Origin of the sequence: Myxococcus qinghaiensis, assembly GCF_024198215.1 — a bacterium.
Taxonomy (GTDB): Bacteria; Myxococcota; Myxococcia; order Myxococcales; family Myxococcaceae; genus Myxococcus; species Myxococcus qinghaiensis.
Genome location: NZ_JAKCFA010000015.1, coordinates 214,126 through 230,560, shown reverse-complemented (window position 1 = coordinate 230,560; position 16,435 = coordinate 214,126). Strand labels below are relative to the sequence as shown.

Here is a 16,435-nt window from a genome sequence, read left to right as displayed (position 1 = left end):
CCACTGGGTGCGAAGAGGTGGAGGCGGCCCCGAGAGGGGGCGGCGCTAATCGTGTTGGGAGGGGTCCGGCAGGTTCAGCTCGGCGCGCGAGTCCGCCTGGACGCGGCGCGCCTGCCGGGGGCGTGCGACCAACGGGGGCGGCGCGGGCCGCGACTCGCTGGGGCGAAGCATCTCCAGGTGCTTCGCCATGGCGCCCAGGGTGGGGTGCTCGAAGAGGACGCGCAGGGCCACGTCCACGCGCCAGCCCTCCTGGATGCGCGCGAGTGCCTGCACGGCCTTCATCGAGTGGCCGCCCAGGGCGAAGAAGTGGTCGTCCACGCCGACGCGCTCCACTCCCAGCACCTCGCACCAGATGGTCGCGAGGCGCGCTTCGTCAGGAGTGCGCGGCGCCACGTACGCGGCCGAGGCGCGCGAGTCCGTCGCGGGCGGAGGCAGCGCCTTGCGGTCCAGCTTGTTGTTCGCCGTGCGAGGGAACGACGCCAGCACCGCGAAGTGCGCGGGCAGCATGTACGCGGGAAGATGGGAGCGCAGGTGCTCGCGCAGAGCCGCTTCGTCGAGGGCGGTGCCTGGGACGGGCTGGACGTAGGCGACCAGCACCGGGTCGCCGGCCGGTCCCCACGGGCGTACGGCGGCCTCCGCCACGCCGGGGTAGCGGGCGAGCTGCGCCTCGATGTCCCCCAGCTCGACGCGGTGGCCGCGCAGCTTCACCTGTCCGTCGCCGCGCCCCAGGAACTCCAGCGAGCCATCGGCCCGCCGCCGCGCCAGGTCTCCGGTGCGGTAGAGGCGTGCGCCTGGACGCCCTGCGTGCGGGTCCGGCACGAAGCTCGCGGCGGTGAGGTCAGGACGGTTCAAGTAGCCACGGGCCACGCCCAGTCCGCCCAGATACAGCGAGCCCACCACGCCGGGAGGCACGGGCTGGAGCCACGCATCCAGCACGTGCGCCTGGGTGTTGGCGATGGGATGGCCGAGTGTAATCGGGCCGCCCGCCTCCAGCCGCGACACCGTGGACCACACGGTGGTCTCCGTGGGGCCGTACATGTTCCACAGCTCCGCGCAGCGCGCGCGCAGCGGGGCGAGCAGCTCGGAGGGCAGGGCCTCTCCGCCGCACAAGAGCTTCAACGTGGGGAGGCCGGACCAGCCCAGCGACAGCAGCATCCGCCAGGTGGAGGGCGTGGCCTGCATCATCGTGGCGCCGCTCGCCGTCACCAGCGGCATCAGACGCGTGCCATCCACCGCCTCCTCCTGGCTGGCGATGACCACGCACCCGCCCACGCTCAGGGGCAGGAACAGCTCCAGCACGGAGATGTCGAAGGCGACCGTCGTGACCGCGAGCAGCGTGTCCCGTTCGGTCATCCCGGGCTCGCGCCCCATCGACATCAGGAAGTTGGCCACGGCCTCATGCGGGACGGCCACGCCCTTGGGCAAGCCCGTGGAGCCGGAGGTGTAGAGCACGTACGCCAGGTCGGAGCCCCCGGTGGTCGCGCCCGCCGAGGCGGACGGGGCCTGGGCGGCGTCGGAGGACCGGAGCGTGCGTCCGCGCCAGTCGGGGATGAGGGCCGCCAGCTCCGGCTCCGTCACCAGCGCGGTAACGCCGCTGTCCTCGAGGATGTGCATCAGCCGAGGCGCCGGGTACATCGGGTCGAGCGGGACGTAGGCCGCCCCCGACTTGAGGATGCCGAGCAGTCCGACGAGCAGCTCCAGCCCGCGCTCCAGGAAGAGTCCCACCCGCTGCCCTGGCCCCACGCCCAGGTGTCGCAGATGGTTCGCCAGTTGGTTGGCCCGCGCATCCAGTTGCGCGTAGGTGAGGGAGTGGGCGCCGAAGCGGGCGGCGGTGGCGTCCGGGCGGCGCGCGGCCTGGGCCTCGAAGAGCGCATGCACGGTGCGCGGGCCCGTGAGCTCGGCTTCCGTGGCGTTCCAATCGCGCAGCAGGGAGGCCTGCTCCGTCTCGGACAGCAGGGCCAGTCGTGAGACCGCGCGCTCCGGAGTGGTCGCCACCTGTTCCAGCAAGCCCAGGAAGTGCGCCGTCATCCGCGCGGAGGTCGCCTCGTCGAACAGGTCGCTGTTGTAGGTCAGCTCGCTGACGAGGCCCCGCTCGGTCTCAGCCAGCGACAGCGCGAGGTCGAACTGCGAAGTCCCGCTCTCCACCTCCATCAACTCCAACGTCAGCCCGGGAAGCGCCAGCGGGGCCGGAGGCGTGTTCTGGAGGGTGAGCAGGGCCTGGAACAGGGGAGGGTGGCTCAGGTCGCGCGCGGGCTGGAGCGCCTCGACGAGCTGTTCGAGGGGCACCTCCTGGTGCTCGTAGGCGGCGAGCGTGTCGCGGCGCACGTCACGGAGCAGCGCCGCGAAGCTCGGGTCTCCGTCCAGGCACACGCGCAGCGGGAGCGTGTTGGCGAAGAGGCCGATGAGTGCCTCCGTCCGAGGCGGCCGGTTGGCGATGGGCGCACCCACCACCACGTCGCGCTGGCCGCTGTAGCGGGACAGCAGCACGCCGAACGCGGTCAGCAGCGTCATGAACAACGTCGCCTCCGCATCGCGGGCGCGCTGCTTGAGCCGCGTGACGAGGGCGAGGGGCACGGTGAAGCGCCGCGTGGCGCCGAGGTAGCGCTGCGCCGCGGGCCTGGGCCGGTCCGTGGGCAGCTCGAGCAGCTCTGGAGCGCCGGCCAGGTGCGCTCGCCACCACTCGACATGCGGCTTCAAGGTCCCATCCTCCGCGCGCCGCCGCTGCCAGTGCGCGTAGTCCGCGTACTGGATGGGCAGTGCCGGCAGGGTGGCTTCCCTACCGGAGGTGAGGGCCTGGTAGTGCGCGGCCAGCTCCTGCATCAGCACGCCCAGGGACCAGCCGTCGCTGGCGATGTGGTGCAGCGTGAGCAGCAGCACGTGCTCGTGTTCTTCCAGTCGGAGCAAGCGCACGCGCAGCGGCGAGTCCTTCGTCAGGTCGAACGACGCGCGCGCCTCCTCGGCCGCCAGGCGCTGGACCTCCGCGCGCCGTGCCTCGGCGGACAGCGACGCCAGGTCCACCCGCTCCATTGTCACGTCAACGCCGGGCAGGATGCGCTGGACGGGCCGCCCTCCATCCAAGGCGTAGCGCGTCCGCAGCACGTCGTGGCGCCGGACGATGGCGCTCAGCGCGCGCGTCAGGGCGTCGGCATCCAGCGCGCCCGTGAGGCGCAGGGCCGCGGGCATGGTGTAGGCGCCGGAGGGTCCCTCGAGCTGCTCCAGGAACCACAGTCGCTGCTGGCTGGAGGACAGCGGGGGGGCCTCGTCACTCGGTCGGGGAGCGATGGACTCCGCGACGCCGCGCGTGCTCACCGTGGCGCGCTGGAGGAACCCGATGACCTCGTCCTTGCGCGACTTCAGCTCGGCTTGCAGCTCCGGAGTCAGCGCCCCCGGTGGCGCGCTGAAGCGCAGGCGTTCGCCCTCCAGCCAGAGCTGGATGTCCAGGCCGCGCAGGTGGCGCATCACCTCGTCGATGGAGCGCGGAGCGGGGAGGCTCACAGCTCGCCCTCCTCGCGCGCGGTGTCACTTGTTCGCGGGCCCGTGGCCCAGAGGAGCGTGTCCAGGTGCTCCGCCAGGTCGGCGAGCGTCGCCGCCTTGAAGAGCCGCTCCAGGGATACCTCCACCTGGAGCGCCTCCCTCAGTCGCGAGGCCACCTGGGTGGCCAGCAGCGAGTCTCCGCCCAACTCGAAGAAGTCGTCATGGATGCCCACGCGCGGAACGCGCAGGGCCTTCATCCACAGCTCCGCGAGCGTGGACTCGGTGGGCGTGCGTGGCGCGACGAAGGGGCGCAGGGTCGCGTTCGCGGACGGGTCGGGGGCTGGGAGCGCGTGGCGGTCCACCTTCCCGCCGGGCGCGATGGGCAGGGCGTCCATGAGGACGAAGAAGGCGGGCACCATGTAGTCCGGCAACGTCTCCAGGAGGAACCTGCGCAGGTCCGCCGGAGTGACGCTCGCGGTCGCGTCGGGCACGACGTAGGCGACCAGCCGCTTGTCGGAGCCACCGCTTCCCTCCACCGGCTCGTGGTGGACTGTGACGGCCACTGCCCGCAGGGCCGGGTGCCGGCTGAGGGCGGACTCGACTTCGCCCAGCTCGACGCGGAAGCCGCGCACCTTGACCTGGTGGTCCGTGCGCCCCAGGAACTCCAGGGCTCCGTCCGGCAGGTAGCGCACCACGTCTCCCGTCTTGTAGAGGCGCGCGTGAGGTGAGCTGGAGAACGGGTCCTCGACGAAGCGCTGCGCGGTCAGCTCGGGCCGGTGAAGGTAGCCGAGCGCGAGCAGTTCACCGCCGATGTGGAGCTCTCCCGCGACTCCGATGGGGACAGGCCCCCCATGCCGGTCGAGCACGTGGAAGCTGCGGTTGGAGAGCGGTCGGCCGATGGGGATTCGCGCGGAAGGCTTCTGCCCGGGGGAGGCGGCGGGCACCTCATGGGTCGTCGCGGTGATGAGCGTCTCCGTGGGGCCGTAGGCGTTGAGGAGCCGCACCGAGCCCAGGGCACCGCGCTGCCACTGCTCCAGCACGGCGGCCAGCACGGCGTCGCCGCCCACGATGACCAGGCGCAGGTGGTGGCCGGTGAAGTCAGGTGGGGACTCGTCCCAGCGTTGGGCGAGCTGCCGCCAGTAGGCGGTCGGGAAGTTCACCACCGTGAGCCGGTCCTCGATGAGGCGCCGCGCCATCTCCTCGGGCGTCCACACCGTGGGGCCGCGCAGCACCAGCGTCGCGCCGACCATGAAGGTCGGGAGGACCTGTTCCAGCGAGGCATCGAAGCTGAACGACGCGAACTGGAGGATGCGGTCGTGCTCCGTGTGCCGGTAGCGCGGGATGACGTCGTGGCAGTGGGTGACGAACGCGCCGTGTCCCACGACGACGCCCTTGGGCTCGCCCGTGGAGCCGGACGTGTAGATGACGTAGGCTGGCGTGGTGGCCTGCGCGAGGTTCTCCAAGTCCCCGAGGGGCCGTGCCGCCAGCACGGCCGCGTCGGTGTCCAGGCGGACGACCTTCGTGTCCAGGGTCGGCAGCCGCTCGGAGAGCGCGGCCTGCGTCACCACCACGGCCGCGCGGGAGTCCTCGACGAGGAAGCGCAGGCGCTCCGTCGGGTAGGCCGGGTCCAGCGGCACGAAGGCGCCACCCGCCTTGAGGATGCCGAGCAGCGCGACGAGCATCTCCGGAGTGCGCTCCAGCAGCGCGCCCACCAAAACTCCAGGCCCGACGCCGAGCGCGCGCAGGTGATGCGCGAGCTGGTTGGCCCGCTGGTTGAGGGCCGCGTAGGTGAGGTGCCGCCCCTCGAACTCCACCGCTGTCTTCTCGGGCCGTGCCGCGGCCTGCTGCTCGAAGAGCTGGTGGACCAGGTGCTCGCGAGGGTAGGCGGCGCGGTTCCGCTCGTTCCAGGTGAAGGTGAGCTGGTAGTGCTCCGCGGAGGTGAGCACCGGCAGTTGGTGGAGGAGGCTCTGGGGAGCGGCCACCAGCCCTTGCAGCAGCGCTCGGAAGCCGCGCGCGAAGCGGGCGACGCTCGCCGGCTCGAACAGGTCGGTGTTGTAGTCGAAGTCCAGCACCAGCCCGTCCTCGACATCGAGCACGTTCAGGCTCAAGTCGAAGGCGGCGAACGCGACAGGCTGGGAGTGGAAGCTCGCCTTCAGTCCCCCCATGTCGCGCAGGGCGAGCGGGCGCTCCAGGTTGAAGGTCACTTCAACGAGCGGCGTGTGGCTGGTGGTGCGAGGCAGCGACAGCCGGTTGAGCAGCCGGGCGAAGGGGTAGTCCTGGTGCTCGTAGGCGGAGAGGAGCACCTGCTTGAGGGCCCGGAGGTACTCAGGGAAGGGCTCGTCACCGCGCGCGTGGCTGGAGATGGGCAGCAGGTGCGAGCAGTAGCCGACGAGCCCCTCGCCGCCCTCCAACCCGCGCCCGGAGGTGGGGATGCCCACGAGGAGCTCGGCCTGTCCCGTCAGCCGGTGGAGGAAGGCGGTGTACGCGGAGAGCAGCAACATGAAGGGCGTGGCCTGCTGCCGCTGCCCCAGCTCCCTCAGTGCCTGACTGACAGGGCGCTCCAGGCGAACGGTCTCCCGAGCACCTCGGAAGCGTCGCGACGCGGGGTGGAGGAAGTCCGTCGGCAGCTCGATGGCGGGGATTCGCTCCACGCGCTGCTCCAGCCAATAGCGCTCGTGGACCGCGAGCGCGCCCGTGGACTCCTGTGCTCTGAGCCACTGGACGTGGTCGCTGGACTGCTTCACCGCGGGCAGGTCCGGAGTGGCCCCTGTCACGAACGCCGAGTAGGCCGCCGCCAGCTCGTGGACGATGACGCCCAGGGACCAGCCATCCACGACGACGTGGTGGACGGTCAGCACCAGCAGGTGCTCCAGGGAGTCCAGCTTGAGCAGGTGCGCGCGGAACAGGGGGCCACGCCGCAGGTCGAACGCGGTGGTGCTCTCCTTCGCGTACCAGGCGGCCTGGGAGTCGCTCCGGGCGGCGGGGGACAACGCGGACACGTCGAGCACCGGCAGGGCCATGCGGAGCTCGGGCAGGACGTGCTGCCGTTCGCCGCCCGCATCGATGATGGTTCTCAGGGCTTCATGGCGGTCCACGACGTATTGCAACGCGCGCCGCAGCGGGTCTTCGCGCAGCGCCCCCTCCAGGCGGAGGGTCATGGACAGGTTGTAGGCGATGGAGCCGCCCTCGTTCGCCGTGGCGAGGATCCACAGCTGTCGCTGCGCCTCCGTCAGCGGCAGGGTCCGCTCCGACGCGGTGGGGACGGGGAGGCCGGGGGCAGGCTGGGGCTGGGGCCAGAAGCCGCCCGCTTGCATCTCCGCGACGCTGTCCGCCACCGCGTGGACGATGGCATCGAACTCCGCGTCGCCATGCGCGGTGGAGAGCATGCAGGTGCGCCCCTCCCAGATGTAGATGCCGCGGTCGCGCAGGTGGCAGAAGAAGAGGTCCATCTCCAGCGGCTGGAAGAGGTAGCTGGAGTTGCCGGCCACGTTGAACCGGAGGACGGAGCCTCCGTGCACCAGCTCCACGGGGACCTGGGCGCGCTGGAAGACCTCGTTGATGCGCTCCGCCAGTCGGGCGGCGCGCTGGTTGAGGTGCTCCTGGAGGGAGGGGCCTTCGGTCTTCAGATGAGTGAGGGTGGCGACCATCGTCGCCATGGTCAGCGGGTGCTTGCAGAACGTCCCGGCGGCGAAGGTCGTCTCGACGGCCGGATAGGAGTCATCGCCGTAGTTCCAGTCCCCGCCGTCGATGCGGTCCACGAAGCCGCCTCGGTCCGCCACGATGCCGATGGGCATGCCGCCGCCCACGACTTTTCCGTAGGTCACCAGGTCGGCCTCGATGCCCAGCCACGCCTGGGCGCCGCCGGGGTGGAGGCGGAAGCCGGTGATGATTTCGTCGAACATGAGCGGCACTCCCGCCTCGCGCGTCATCTCGCGCAGGGTCTGGAGGAACGCCCGGGGCTGGAGGTTGGGGCGGCGGCTCTGCAGCGGCTCCACCACCACCACGGCGAGCTCGCCCATGCGCTCGCGGATGATGTCGAGCGAGCGCTCTTCGCCATAGGGCAGCACGATGACGTCGTCCGCGACCTGCTGCGTGACGCCCGCGGCCATGGGGAGCGACTGAGGCACCCCGTCGACCATCCGCCCTACGACGAGCGTCCCGTCGGAGTGGCCATGGTAGGAGCCGGTGAACATCACGACCTTCGAGCGCCCCGTCGCCGCGCGGGCCAGCCGGAGCGCTGTCATCACCGCCTCCGTGCCGGAGTTGCAGAAGGTGACGCGCTTCATTCCGGTGAGCTCGCAGAGCAGCTCCGCCGCGCGGCCCGCGAGGTCCGACTGCGGTCCGACCTCCATGCCCTGCTCCAGGCGCTCGCGCAGCGCGTCCACCAGGAAGGGCGGGTGGTGCCCGAACAGGTGCACGCCGAAGCCCATGGAGAGGTCGATGAACTCGTTGCCGTCCACGTCCCAGAAGCGCGCGCCGCGTGAGCGGGTGCTGACGATGGGGTAGCAGACCTCCTTGAGCTCCGCGCGGAAGTTCATCAGCCAGCGCACATCGCTCCACCTAGGGCGATGTTCGCTCGCATGCTGCTTCGAGCTTCGGGTCCGCCGAGTGTGGCGCTCCACCAGCGTGTCCACGTGGTTCCGCTGCGTGGGCGTCAACGCTCTGTCGCTCGTGCCCTTGAGAGAGCCCGAGGCGAAGGGCGAGGCACCCTTGGTCGGCGGAGCGGACGGGAGCGCGGGGACGGTGGTGGGCGCCACGCGAGCAGTGGGCGTGACACCGGGCGCCGCGAGACTCGCGGGCGTGGCAGTGGGGGCCACGTGCGCGGCGCCCGTGGGCATGGCGGCGACGGCCCCGGCTTTTCCTCCCAGGAGCGCGAGCTGCTGGCTCATGAGCTGGAGCTGCAGCTTGACGATCTGCTCCAGGCCCGCGTCGCCGGCCGTGGGCGTGAACGTGGCGGAGGCGGGCGTGGCGAGAGGCTCGGAGGCAGGAGTGGGCATCGCGAGCGCGGGCACGGCATCAGCGGAAACGGTCTGGTCCAGGTAGCGGGCCAGGGCGTCCAGCGTCGTCAGCTCCTCGAAGACCTGGCGCATGGTCAACGTGACGCCGAACCGCTTCTCCACCGCCCGAGCCGCGTCCATCAAGATGACTGAGTCGGCGCCAAGCTCCAGGAAGGAGGCGTGCGCGTCCATGCGCTCGGGAGGCATCTGGAGCAGTCGGGCCAGCAGGGCGCGCAGCTCGCTCAGGATGCGTTCCTGACGGTGCACGGCGGAGGGAGCGGTCATGGGAGCCTGCGAGGACTGAGGAGAGGGAGTGGCGTCCAGCCAGTAGCGCTGGCGCTCGAACGGATGGGTCGGGAGCAGCACCCGGGTGGTGTCGTGGCCCGCGTGGAGCGCGCGAAGGTCCACCGGGGCGCCTCGGACGTAGAGGGCGCCCAGGGTGCCCAGGAGCGTCTCCCAGGCGTCGCGCTGCTTACGCAAGCTGGGGAGCCATTCGGCTCCGCCCTCGGGGAGGCAGCGCTTCGCCATGCCCAGGAGCGTGTCGTGCGGTCCCAGCTCGACGAACAGCGAGGGGCCCTTCGCCTCCGTGGCCGCGCGCTGGATGCCCTGGAAGAACTGGACGGGCTCGCGCACGTGGCGGCGCCACTCCCGCGCGGTGGGGGCCGCGGCCAGGGGCGCTCCGGTGAGGTTGGAGATGAGCGCCAGTCGCGGCGGCTGGAACACGACGCCGGAAGCGGCCTGCTCGAACGCGTCGAGCATGGGCTCCATCAGTGGCGAGTGAAACGCATGCGAGACCTGGAGCGGGCGGGCTTCCACGCCCCGTGCCTCCATCGCCTGGACCACGCGCTCCACCGAGGTCCGCTCTCCGGAGATGACCACATGGCGGGGGCCGTTGATGGCAGCCACCTCCACGGCGCGCTCGGATGCCAGCGCGGCGCGGACCGTCGCCTCGTCCGCCATGACGGCGACCATGGTCCCCGTGGGTGGCAAGGCCTGGATGAGGCTGCCGCGAAGCGCCAGCAAGCGCAGCGCGTCCTCGAGCCCCAGGACTCCGGCCGCGTGCGCGGCGGCGTACTCCCCCACGCTGTGCCCCAGGACGGCGTTCGGCTTCACGCCCCACGAAGCCCACAGCTCCGTCAGGGCGTGCGACACCGCGAACAGGGCGGGCTGGGTGTAGCGCGTCTGGTGCACGCGGGCTTCGTCGTCACCGGGCCCCGGGAAGAGGAGCGACTTCAGCGACACGTCGAGGCGCGGACGAAGCAGCGCGTCGCAGCGCTCGATGGCCTCGCGGAAGACGGGGGCGCTTTCATACAGCGCGCGCGCCATGCCGGGGTACTGCGCGCCCTGGCCAGGGAAGAGGAAGGTGACGTGCGGCTGCGCCTCTCGCCGCGCCTCGCCGTGGTGCAGGCCCGGGACGTCCTCTCCCTGGAGGAACGCGCTGAGTCGCTCCGACAGCTCCTGGCGCGAGCCCGCCACCACGGCGAGCCGGTGCGGCCAGTGGTCCCGACCCGTCGCGGCCGTGAAGCACAGCGCCTCCAGCGAGGGTGCGTCCGAGGACGCGAGCAGCTCCCGATAGTGTTCGACGAGGACGCGCAGGGCCGGCGCGGTCCGCGCGGACAGCGTCAACAGATGATGGGTGCGCGCGGGAGGGCTCGTGGCCTCATGGGGACGCGAGGGAGGCTCGCCGAGGATGACGTGGGCGTTGGTCCCCCCGAAGCCGAAGGCGCTCACGCCCGCGTACCGCGCTCCTGGTGCCTGGGGCCAGGGCTCGGGCCGCGTCGGAATCTGGAAGGCGGGCTGCCGCAGCGCGATGTGCGGATTGAGCTGACGGAAGTGGGCCTGAGGGGGAATCTCCCCGTGCCGCAGCGTCAGGACCGCCTTTACGAGCCCGGCGATGCCAGCGGCTGCTTCCAGGTGGCCGATGCTGCTCTTCGCGGAGCCGATGTAGCAGGGCTGTGACGTGTCGCGCCCCTGGGCCAGCACCGCCTGGAGCGCGTCGACCTCCATGGGGTCGCCCAGCGGTGTCCCCGTTCCGTGGGCCTCGACGTAGCCGATGCTCGCGGGGGACAGCCGCGCCTGTCGCAGGGCCTGACGGATGACGTCCTGCTGCGCGGCGCCGCTGGGCGCGGTGAGGCCATTGCTGGCGCCGTCATGGTTGACCGCCGAGCCATGGAGCACGGCGAGGATGGGGTCACCAGCGGCGAGCGCGTCCTTCAGCCGCTTGAGCACCACGACGCCACAGCCCTCGGAGCGGACATAGCCATCCGCGGCGGCATCGAAGGTCTTGCAGCGGCCGTCGCTCGCCATCATCCCCGCCTGGGAGAAGGCGATGGTGAGCTCCGGATTCAGGATGGCATTCACCCCGCCGACCAGGGCCAGGTCGCACTCCTGGGCGCGGAGGCTCTGGCGGGCCAGGTGCACGGCGACGAGCGAGGAGGAGCACGCGGTGTCCACCGCCATGCTCGGCCCCCGCAGGCCCAGCAGGTACGAGAGGCGGTTGGCGGCGATGCTGTGGGCGTTGCCCGTGCCCGCGTACGCATCCAGCAAGGCGGGGTCGCTGAACTGTTGCCGCGAGTAGTCCTGGGTGCTGATGCCCACGAACACCCCGGTGCGGCTGCCCTGGAGGGCCTTGGGGGCGTGGCCGCCGCGCTCCAGCGCCTCCCAGGCGACCTCCAGCAGCAGCCGCTGCTGCGGGTCCATCCGGTGCGCCTCGCGAGGGGAGATGCCGAAGAACAGCGGATCAAACGCGTCAATCCCCTCGACGAAGCCGCCCCAGCGCGTGTTCATCGTTCCGGGCGCCCCCGGCCCGGCACCGTGGAAACGCCGCGAGTCCCAGCGGCTCGGGGGCACCTCGATGATGGCGTCGCCACCGCGTTGCAACAGGGCCCAGTACGCCTCGGGTGAGGGCGCCCCCGGGAAGCGGCAGGCCACCGCGGTGATGGCGATGGCGTCGTCCAGGTCCCCGGAGGACTCCGCCTCGGGTGGCTCGGCGGCGGGAGGAGGAGGCGCGAGCCGTCCGGCCAGATGCCGGCTCAGGGCGTCGATGGTCGGGTGCTCCCACAGGGCGGTGGGGGAGACGTCCTGCTCCAGCCAGTCCGCGAGCTCGCCCGTGAGGAAGACCGCCTCCTTGGAGGTGAGGCCATATGTGACGAAGGGTTCATCGAGCTTCACCGCCGAGGGCGGTACACCCGCTTCCTCGGCCACGGCGGCGACGAGCCACGCGACGAGCTGCTCGAACGTGCGAGGGGAACCGGAGGACGGCGGGCTGGATGAACGAGCGAAAGTTGTCAAGATCTGAATTAGTTGATTTGAATCGTGTTGTTGATTTATTACAACAATACGTGAATTAAGGTCTAGCCACGTCTGTGTGGCAGGTGGCGATTTGATGGGGTTCGGGGAAGTCGAGTGCTGGTCGGAAGATGGCCGGCTGGACAGCGTCGTCGTGTTCCGGCCCGCGGCGCTGGACGTCGCCTCAGAGGAGGAGGCGGCCGCGGTGGGGTTTGCCCGGGTCGTGACGCGGGCGGCCGCCGATGACGCGTTTGGCCGGCTCCGGGAGACGCTGGCGTCGTTCGGCTGTCGGACCATCGACCTGGAGGAGTTCCTGTCGCCAGCGGACAGGGTCGTCAGCAACACCACGGTCAACCGGGTGTTCGTTCGGGACACGGCGGTGGTGTTGGGGGCCCGGCTGGTTCGGGGAGCGGCGGCGTTTCCGCCGAGGGTGGCCGAGTTCGACGTGGCGCACGGGGCGCTGTCACGGCTGATGGGGCGGGCTGATGGGAATGTGGAGTGGGCGGCCGCGGCCCGTGTGGAGTTCGGGGACGTCTTCCTGCTGGGGCAGGGGCGGCTGCTCGTCAACGTGGGTTTGCGCAGTGACCCGAGGTCCGTGAGCGACTTCGTGAAGCTGGCCTGGGACGCGGGGTTCGAGGAGGTGGCGGTCGTCCGCATCCCCGAGAGCCTGGGCATCATCCACCTGGACCTGGCCTTCAACGTGCTCGGGACCGAGGCCGTCGTGGCGCGCGCCTTCCTGCGTCACTGCCCCCTCCACGTGTACGTGCGTGGGGAGCCGCCGTGCTGGGAGTCGTTCGAGGCTTACTTCACCCAGCGGGGCCGGCGCGTGCTGGCGTTCGAGCCAGGGAGCACGCATCCCTTCATGTCGAACTTCATCAGCCTGGAGCCGCGCTTGTTGCTCGCCTCGGAAGGGGCGGCGCCGCACCTGCGCCACCTGGCGCGGGGCCTCGGGCTGGAGGTGGTGGGCGTCGACATCGACGCGCTCGAGAGCGGCAACGGGAGCGTGCGCTGTCTGACGATGCCGCTGCGGCGTGGCGTGGCGTGAGCCCGCCGGGAGTGGCGCGAGCCGGCGCGGACCCTTTCAGTCCCTACTTCTTCGGACACAGCACATCATCGTCGTCCTTGATGTACGCCAGCAGGAAGTCCTCCAGGCTCCCCAGCGGAAACTGTGGATCGCTGCCGTTGTAGCTGCCCAGGACGAGTGACACGTATCCCTTCCAGGGCCCTGTCACCCATAACGCGTACCACCAAGACTCCTGAAGGAAGTCGGCGATGATGACCGACGCCTCCGTGGCGTTGCATGGGTACCCCGCGTCCCGGAGAACGTCGGCGGTCGCGCGAAGCTCCTTGGGCCACCAGAAACGAAACCCCCGGAGATCGTCGTCCGGGGGAAGCCCGGCGATGCGGAGGAACGTCTCGTATTCGTCGGGAAGCGCGCCAGGCAGCGAACGCCATGCCTCCACGATTTCATCCCTTGCAACAGGATGGGCTCGAGGCCCCTGGGTCAGCCAGTGCTGACGGACCTGGTTCGCGATGTCTGTGATTGTGGCCATGGTAGGGCTCACGAGCCGGCGAAGACCCTTGAAGCGGTACGCCGGCCCGGTGCCTCGCTACGAGTCGCCTACGGGTGAGGCTGGGCCGTCGGAGCAGGGGCGGCGGGCTTGTTCTCCGCGCCTTCAATCTTCAGCTGCTCCAGCGCCGCCTCCTTCACTTCAATCTTCGCCTGCGCCTTCAGCCCGTCGATGAAGCCCTCCATCGCCTTGGAGCGGCGCTCACCCAGCAGGCGCGCCTCGATGCGCGGCTTCGCCTGCTCGAAGGTCTGGTCCATGCCGACCTGCCGGCCCTGCAGCTTCACCAGGTGGAAGCCCTTGTCGGTCTCCACGACCTGGCCAATCTCCGATGACGACTTCAGGCCGAACACCGCCTCCGCCAGGGCCGCGCCCCACGCCACGGTCAGCTCATCCCGGCTGCGGAAGCCCAGGTCTCCACCGGCGGGCTTGGTGGCCCCGTCCTGCGAGTGCTGCGTCGCCGCCAGCTCGAAGGCGCTCTTCGTCGGGCCCGCTTCCTTCGCCTTCAGCTCCGCCAGCAGCTTCACCGCCGTCGCCCGCGCCTGCGTGCGCTTCGCGGCGTCATCCTTCGGCGCCTCCAGGAAGATGTGGCTCACCCGGACGCGCTCGGGCTTCAAGAACTCGGAGAGGTGCTCGTCGTAGTACTTGCGCAGCTCCGGCTCGGTCAGGGTTCCGGCGGCGGCCTCCTGCTGCTTGCGCAGCAGCTTCTGCACCATCACCTTCTCCAGCGTCGCCTGGATCTCCGGGTCCTTCTCCAGCCCCTGCTTGCGAGCCTCCTGCACCAGCAGCTCGAAGCGGATGAGGTTGTCCAGGAACTCCTTCTTCTTCTCCAACGTGGCGTAGCGGCTGCGCACGAACAGCGGCTGCTCGTCCAACTTCGCCTTCACCTCCTGGGTCGTCACGTTGCGGTCATTGATGACCGCGACGACGGGGCTCGAGTCCTTGGGCCCAGCCTCCGCTGGACGAGGACTCCCACCGTTGCAGGCGGAGAGGGCGAGGGCGGCGACGACGGCTGAAAGGACTCGGGTGCGGAGGGAGGGCGTGTGCATGGGTGAAATCAACCTCGGGAGCTTCACATGGGGGGTGAACGCGCCGTGTTTTCGAGCCGGGACGGCGGGCACCGCGTGAAGCGACAACCAAAAAGTGGGCCTGAATCGTATATCCAACATGGCGCAAGGTGCGAATCCCGTGGTTCCTCGGACCAGGCTGGACGGGCAGCAGGGAAAGTCTCCTCTAGGAACGATACGGATGAGTCGTGCCCTGCTGGTTGTGTGGGGGCTCTGCTCCGCCTGCACGACGCCGGCGCCGGAGGCTCCCACCGGAGCCGCTCACACCGGTGGAGGTCGGGTGGTCGGCCGCTTCGACGGCGGCGTCGTCACCCAGGAGGAGCTCACCGAGGAGTCCTCCCGGCTGCCCTCCCCACTGCGGGAGCAGTTCGAGCGCCCTGCCGGCCAGCGCGAGTTCGTGCGCTCGATGATCGACAAGCGCCTGCTCGCTCAAGAGGCCCGGGTCCATGGACTCCATCAGCGCCCGGACATCCACAAGCAGGTCCAGGCCCTGGAGGAGCGGCTGGTCATCCAGGAGTTGATCGCCGCCGAGGAGAAGTCCGCCGGGACGCCCAGCGAGCAGGCGCTGCGCGACTACTACGAGCAACACCGGAACGAGCTGGCTCAACCGGAGCGACTGCGGCTGGCGCGGGTGCAGGTCCTCGTTCCCCAGGGGGCGACGGCCCAGCAGCGCACCCAGGCGAAGCAGAAGGCGGAGCGGCTGGCGCAACGTCTCAAGGCGGGCGAGGCCCTGGAGAAGGTCGCCGCCGACGGTGAAGGCCCGGAGCGCGGACGCGGTGGCGAGCTGGGCTGGGTGGCGCGCGGAGACCTGCCGGAGCGCGAGCTGGAGACGGCGGCGTTCGCCTTGAAGAAGGTCGGCGACACCACGGGGGTGGTGGCGGAGGCGAAGGGGTTCTCCGTGGTGCGACTGCTGGAGCGCAAGGACGCGAGGGTCCCCGCGTTCGAGGAGGTGAGGGCGGAGGTGGAGGGGCGCGCGCTGCCGCAGTGGAAGCGAAAGGTTCTCGAAGGAATGCTGGCCCGACTGCGTGCAGCGGGCTCGGTGGGCATCGACGTGCCTGAGACGCCCTGAGGGCGCAGGCGGGAGGGGTTGTGCATCACTTTGGCTCGTGCGGCGTTTTCGCCGCGGATGGCGTCGTGTGCCCGGAGGGTGGAGTTCATCCACTGCCCGCGCTCCGGACTTCCCGGCGTGCGCGGCGGCTTCCCGTGTTCGCGCTCCTGGTGCTCGCTCTCGGCGGGTGCCGGGATGAGCGCGTCGTCGCCGAGGTCGGCGAGCGTGAAATCTCCCAGGCGGATGTGTCCGCCTATCTCGCCGCGCGCAGCTCGCGCGAGCGTCCTCCCCCCGCCGAGGCGTTGGATGCACTGGTGGAGCGCTCGCTGCTCGCCGACGAGGCGCGGCGCGCGGGCCTTCACGAGGACGAAGCGGTCCAGGCCCGGTTGAGGACCGCCGAGCGCGAAGTCCTGGCCCAGGCCCTCTTGGACAAGCGCCTGTCGGAGCTGACCACCGAGGCGAAGCTGCGCGAGCGCTACGCGGCGACCCGGGAGGAGCTCGGACGTCGCGAGGTGCATGTCCGTCAGTTGATGGTGCGCGTGGCCCCGGGTGCGGACGACGCGGCGCGGGCGGGTGCGCAGTCGCGCATGAATGCCCTGTTCGCGAGGCTCGCGGGCGGGGAGCCGTTCGAGACGGTCGCGCGCGAGGCCTCCGAGGAGACGGTGAGCGCGGCGCGGGGCGGAGACCTGGGCCCGGTACGTGAGGGCCAGGTGGACGACGTGTTCTTCACCGAGGCCGCGCGCCTCGCGCAGGGTGAGCGCTCGCGTCCGTTCGCGACGCCGTACGGCCTTCACCTGCTCGAGGCCGTGGAGGCCGTGAAGACGGTGGTGCCGACCTTCGAGGAAGCGCGCGGCAAGCTGGAGTCGGATTCGCGTCGCGAGGCGCAAACGCAGCTCATGAAGGACCTTCGTGAGCGCATCTCCGTGAAGACCCATCCGGAGCGTCTGGGCGCCGCCGCGTCCCTGGCCACGAGCCAGACAAGCAAGGAATAGC

General features: G+C 70.7%; 7 protein-coding genes. 3 read left to right on the top strand and 4 right to left on the bottom strand.

The genetic code is table 11. From position 1 onward, the window contains the following. Positions 1-45: 45 nt before the first annotated feature. On the bottom strand, positions 46-3,495 hold the full coding sequence (locus tag LZ199_RS27270; RefSeq protein WP_253996686.1) for an amino acid adenylation domain-containing protein: 3,450 nt from the start codon (positions 3,493-3,495) through the stop codon (positions 46-48). Then, on the bottom strand, positions 3,492-11,762 hold the full coding sequence (locus LZ199_RS27265) for a non-ribosomal peptide synthetase/type I polyketide synthase (RefSeq protein WP_253996685.1): 8,271 nt from the start codon (positions 11,760-11,762) through the stop codon (positions 3,492-3,494). The genes LZ199_RS27270 and LZ199_RS27265 overlap by 4 nt, the downstream gene beginning before the upstream one ends. Positions 11,763-11,856: 94 nt before the next feature. Between LZ199_RS27265 and LZ199_RS27260 the strand changes: the two genes are divergently transcribed. Beyond that, positions 11,857-12,804 (top strand): arginine deiminase family protein, encoded by a 948-nt coding sequence (locus LZ199_RS27260; RefSeq protein WP_253996684.1) that lies wholly within the window; start codon positions 11,857-11,859, stop codon positions 12,802-12,804. A 43-nt stretch (positions 12,805-12,847) separates the two neighbouring features. On the opposite strand, the gene LZ199_RS27255 is transcribed toward LZ199_RS27260, so the two are convergent. Then, on the bottom strand, positions 12,848-13,312 hold the full coding sequence (locus LZ199_RS27255; protein ID WP_253996683.1) for a hypothetical protein: 465 nt from the start codon (positions 13,310-13,312) through the stop codon (positions 12,848-12,850). Between the two features lie 68 nt (positions 13,313-13,380). Next, the gene (locus tag LZ199_RS27250) at positions 13,381-14,376 is read right to left on the bottom strand and encodes a peptidylprolyl isomerase (RefSeq protein ID WP_253996682.1); all 996 of its coding nucleotides are present in this window, start codon (positions 14,374-14,376) and stop codon (positions 13,381-13,383) included. Positions 14,377-14,575: 199 nt separating this feature from the next. Here LZ199_RS27250 and LZ199_RS27245 point away from each other — a divergent pair, with 199 nt between their 5' ends. Then, complete coding sequence (locus LZ199_RS27245) at positions 14,576-15,463, top strand: peptidylprolyl isomerase (RefSeq protein WP_253996681.1); 888 nt, start codon at positions 14,576-14,578, stop codon at positions 15,461-15,463. 134 nt (positions 15,464-15,597) lie between these two features. Next, positions 15,598-16,434 (top strand): peptidylprolyl isomerase, encoded by an 837-nt coding sequence (locus LZ199_RS27240; protein ID WP_253996680.1) that lies wholly within the window; start codon positions 15,598-15,600, stop codon positions 16,432-16,434. Position 16,435: the final 1 nt, after the last annotated feature.

Excerpts from the sequence above, each read along its gene's own strand:
- LZ199_RS27260 (WP_253996684.1), top strand. The coding sequence starts at position 11,857 with ATGGGGTTCGGGGAAGTCGAGTGCTGGTCGGAAGATGGCCGGCTGGAC.
- LZ199_RS27255 (WP_253996683.1), bottom strand. The coding sequence starts at position 13,312 with ATGGCCACAATCACAGACATCGCGAACCAGGTCCGTCAGCACTGGCTG.
- LZ199_RS27250 (WP_253996682.1), bottom strand. The coding sequence starts at position 14,376 with ATGCACACGCCCTCCCTCCGCACCCGAGTCCTTTCAGCCGTCGTCGCC.
- LZ199_RS27245 (WP_253996681.1), top strand. The coding sequence starts at position 14,576 with ATGAGTCGTGCCCTGCTGGTTGTGTGGGGGCTCTGCTCCGCCTGCACG.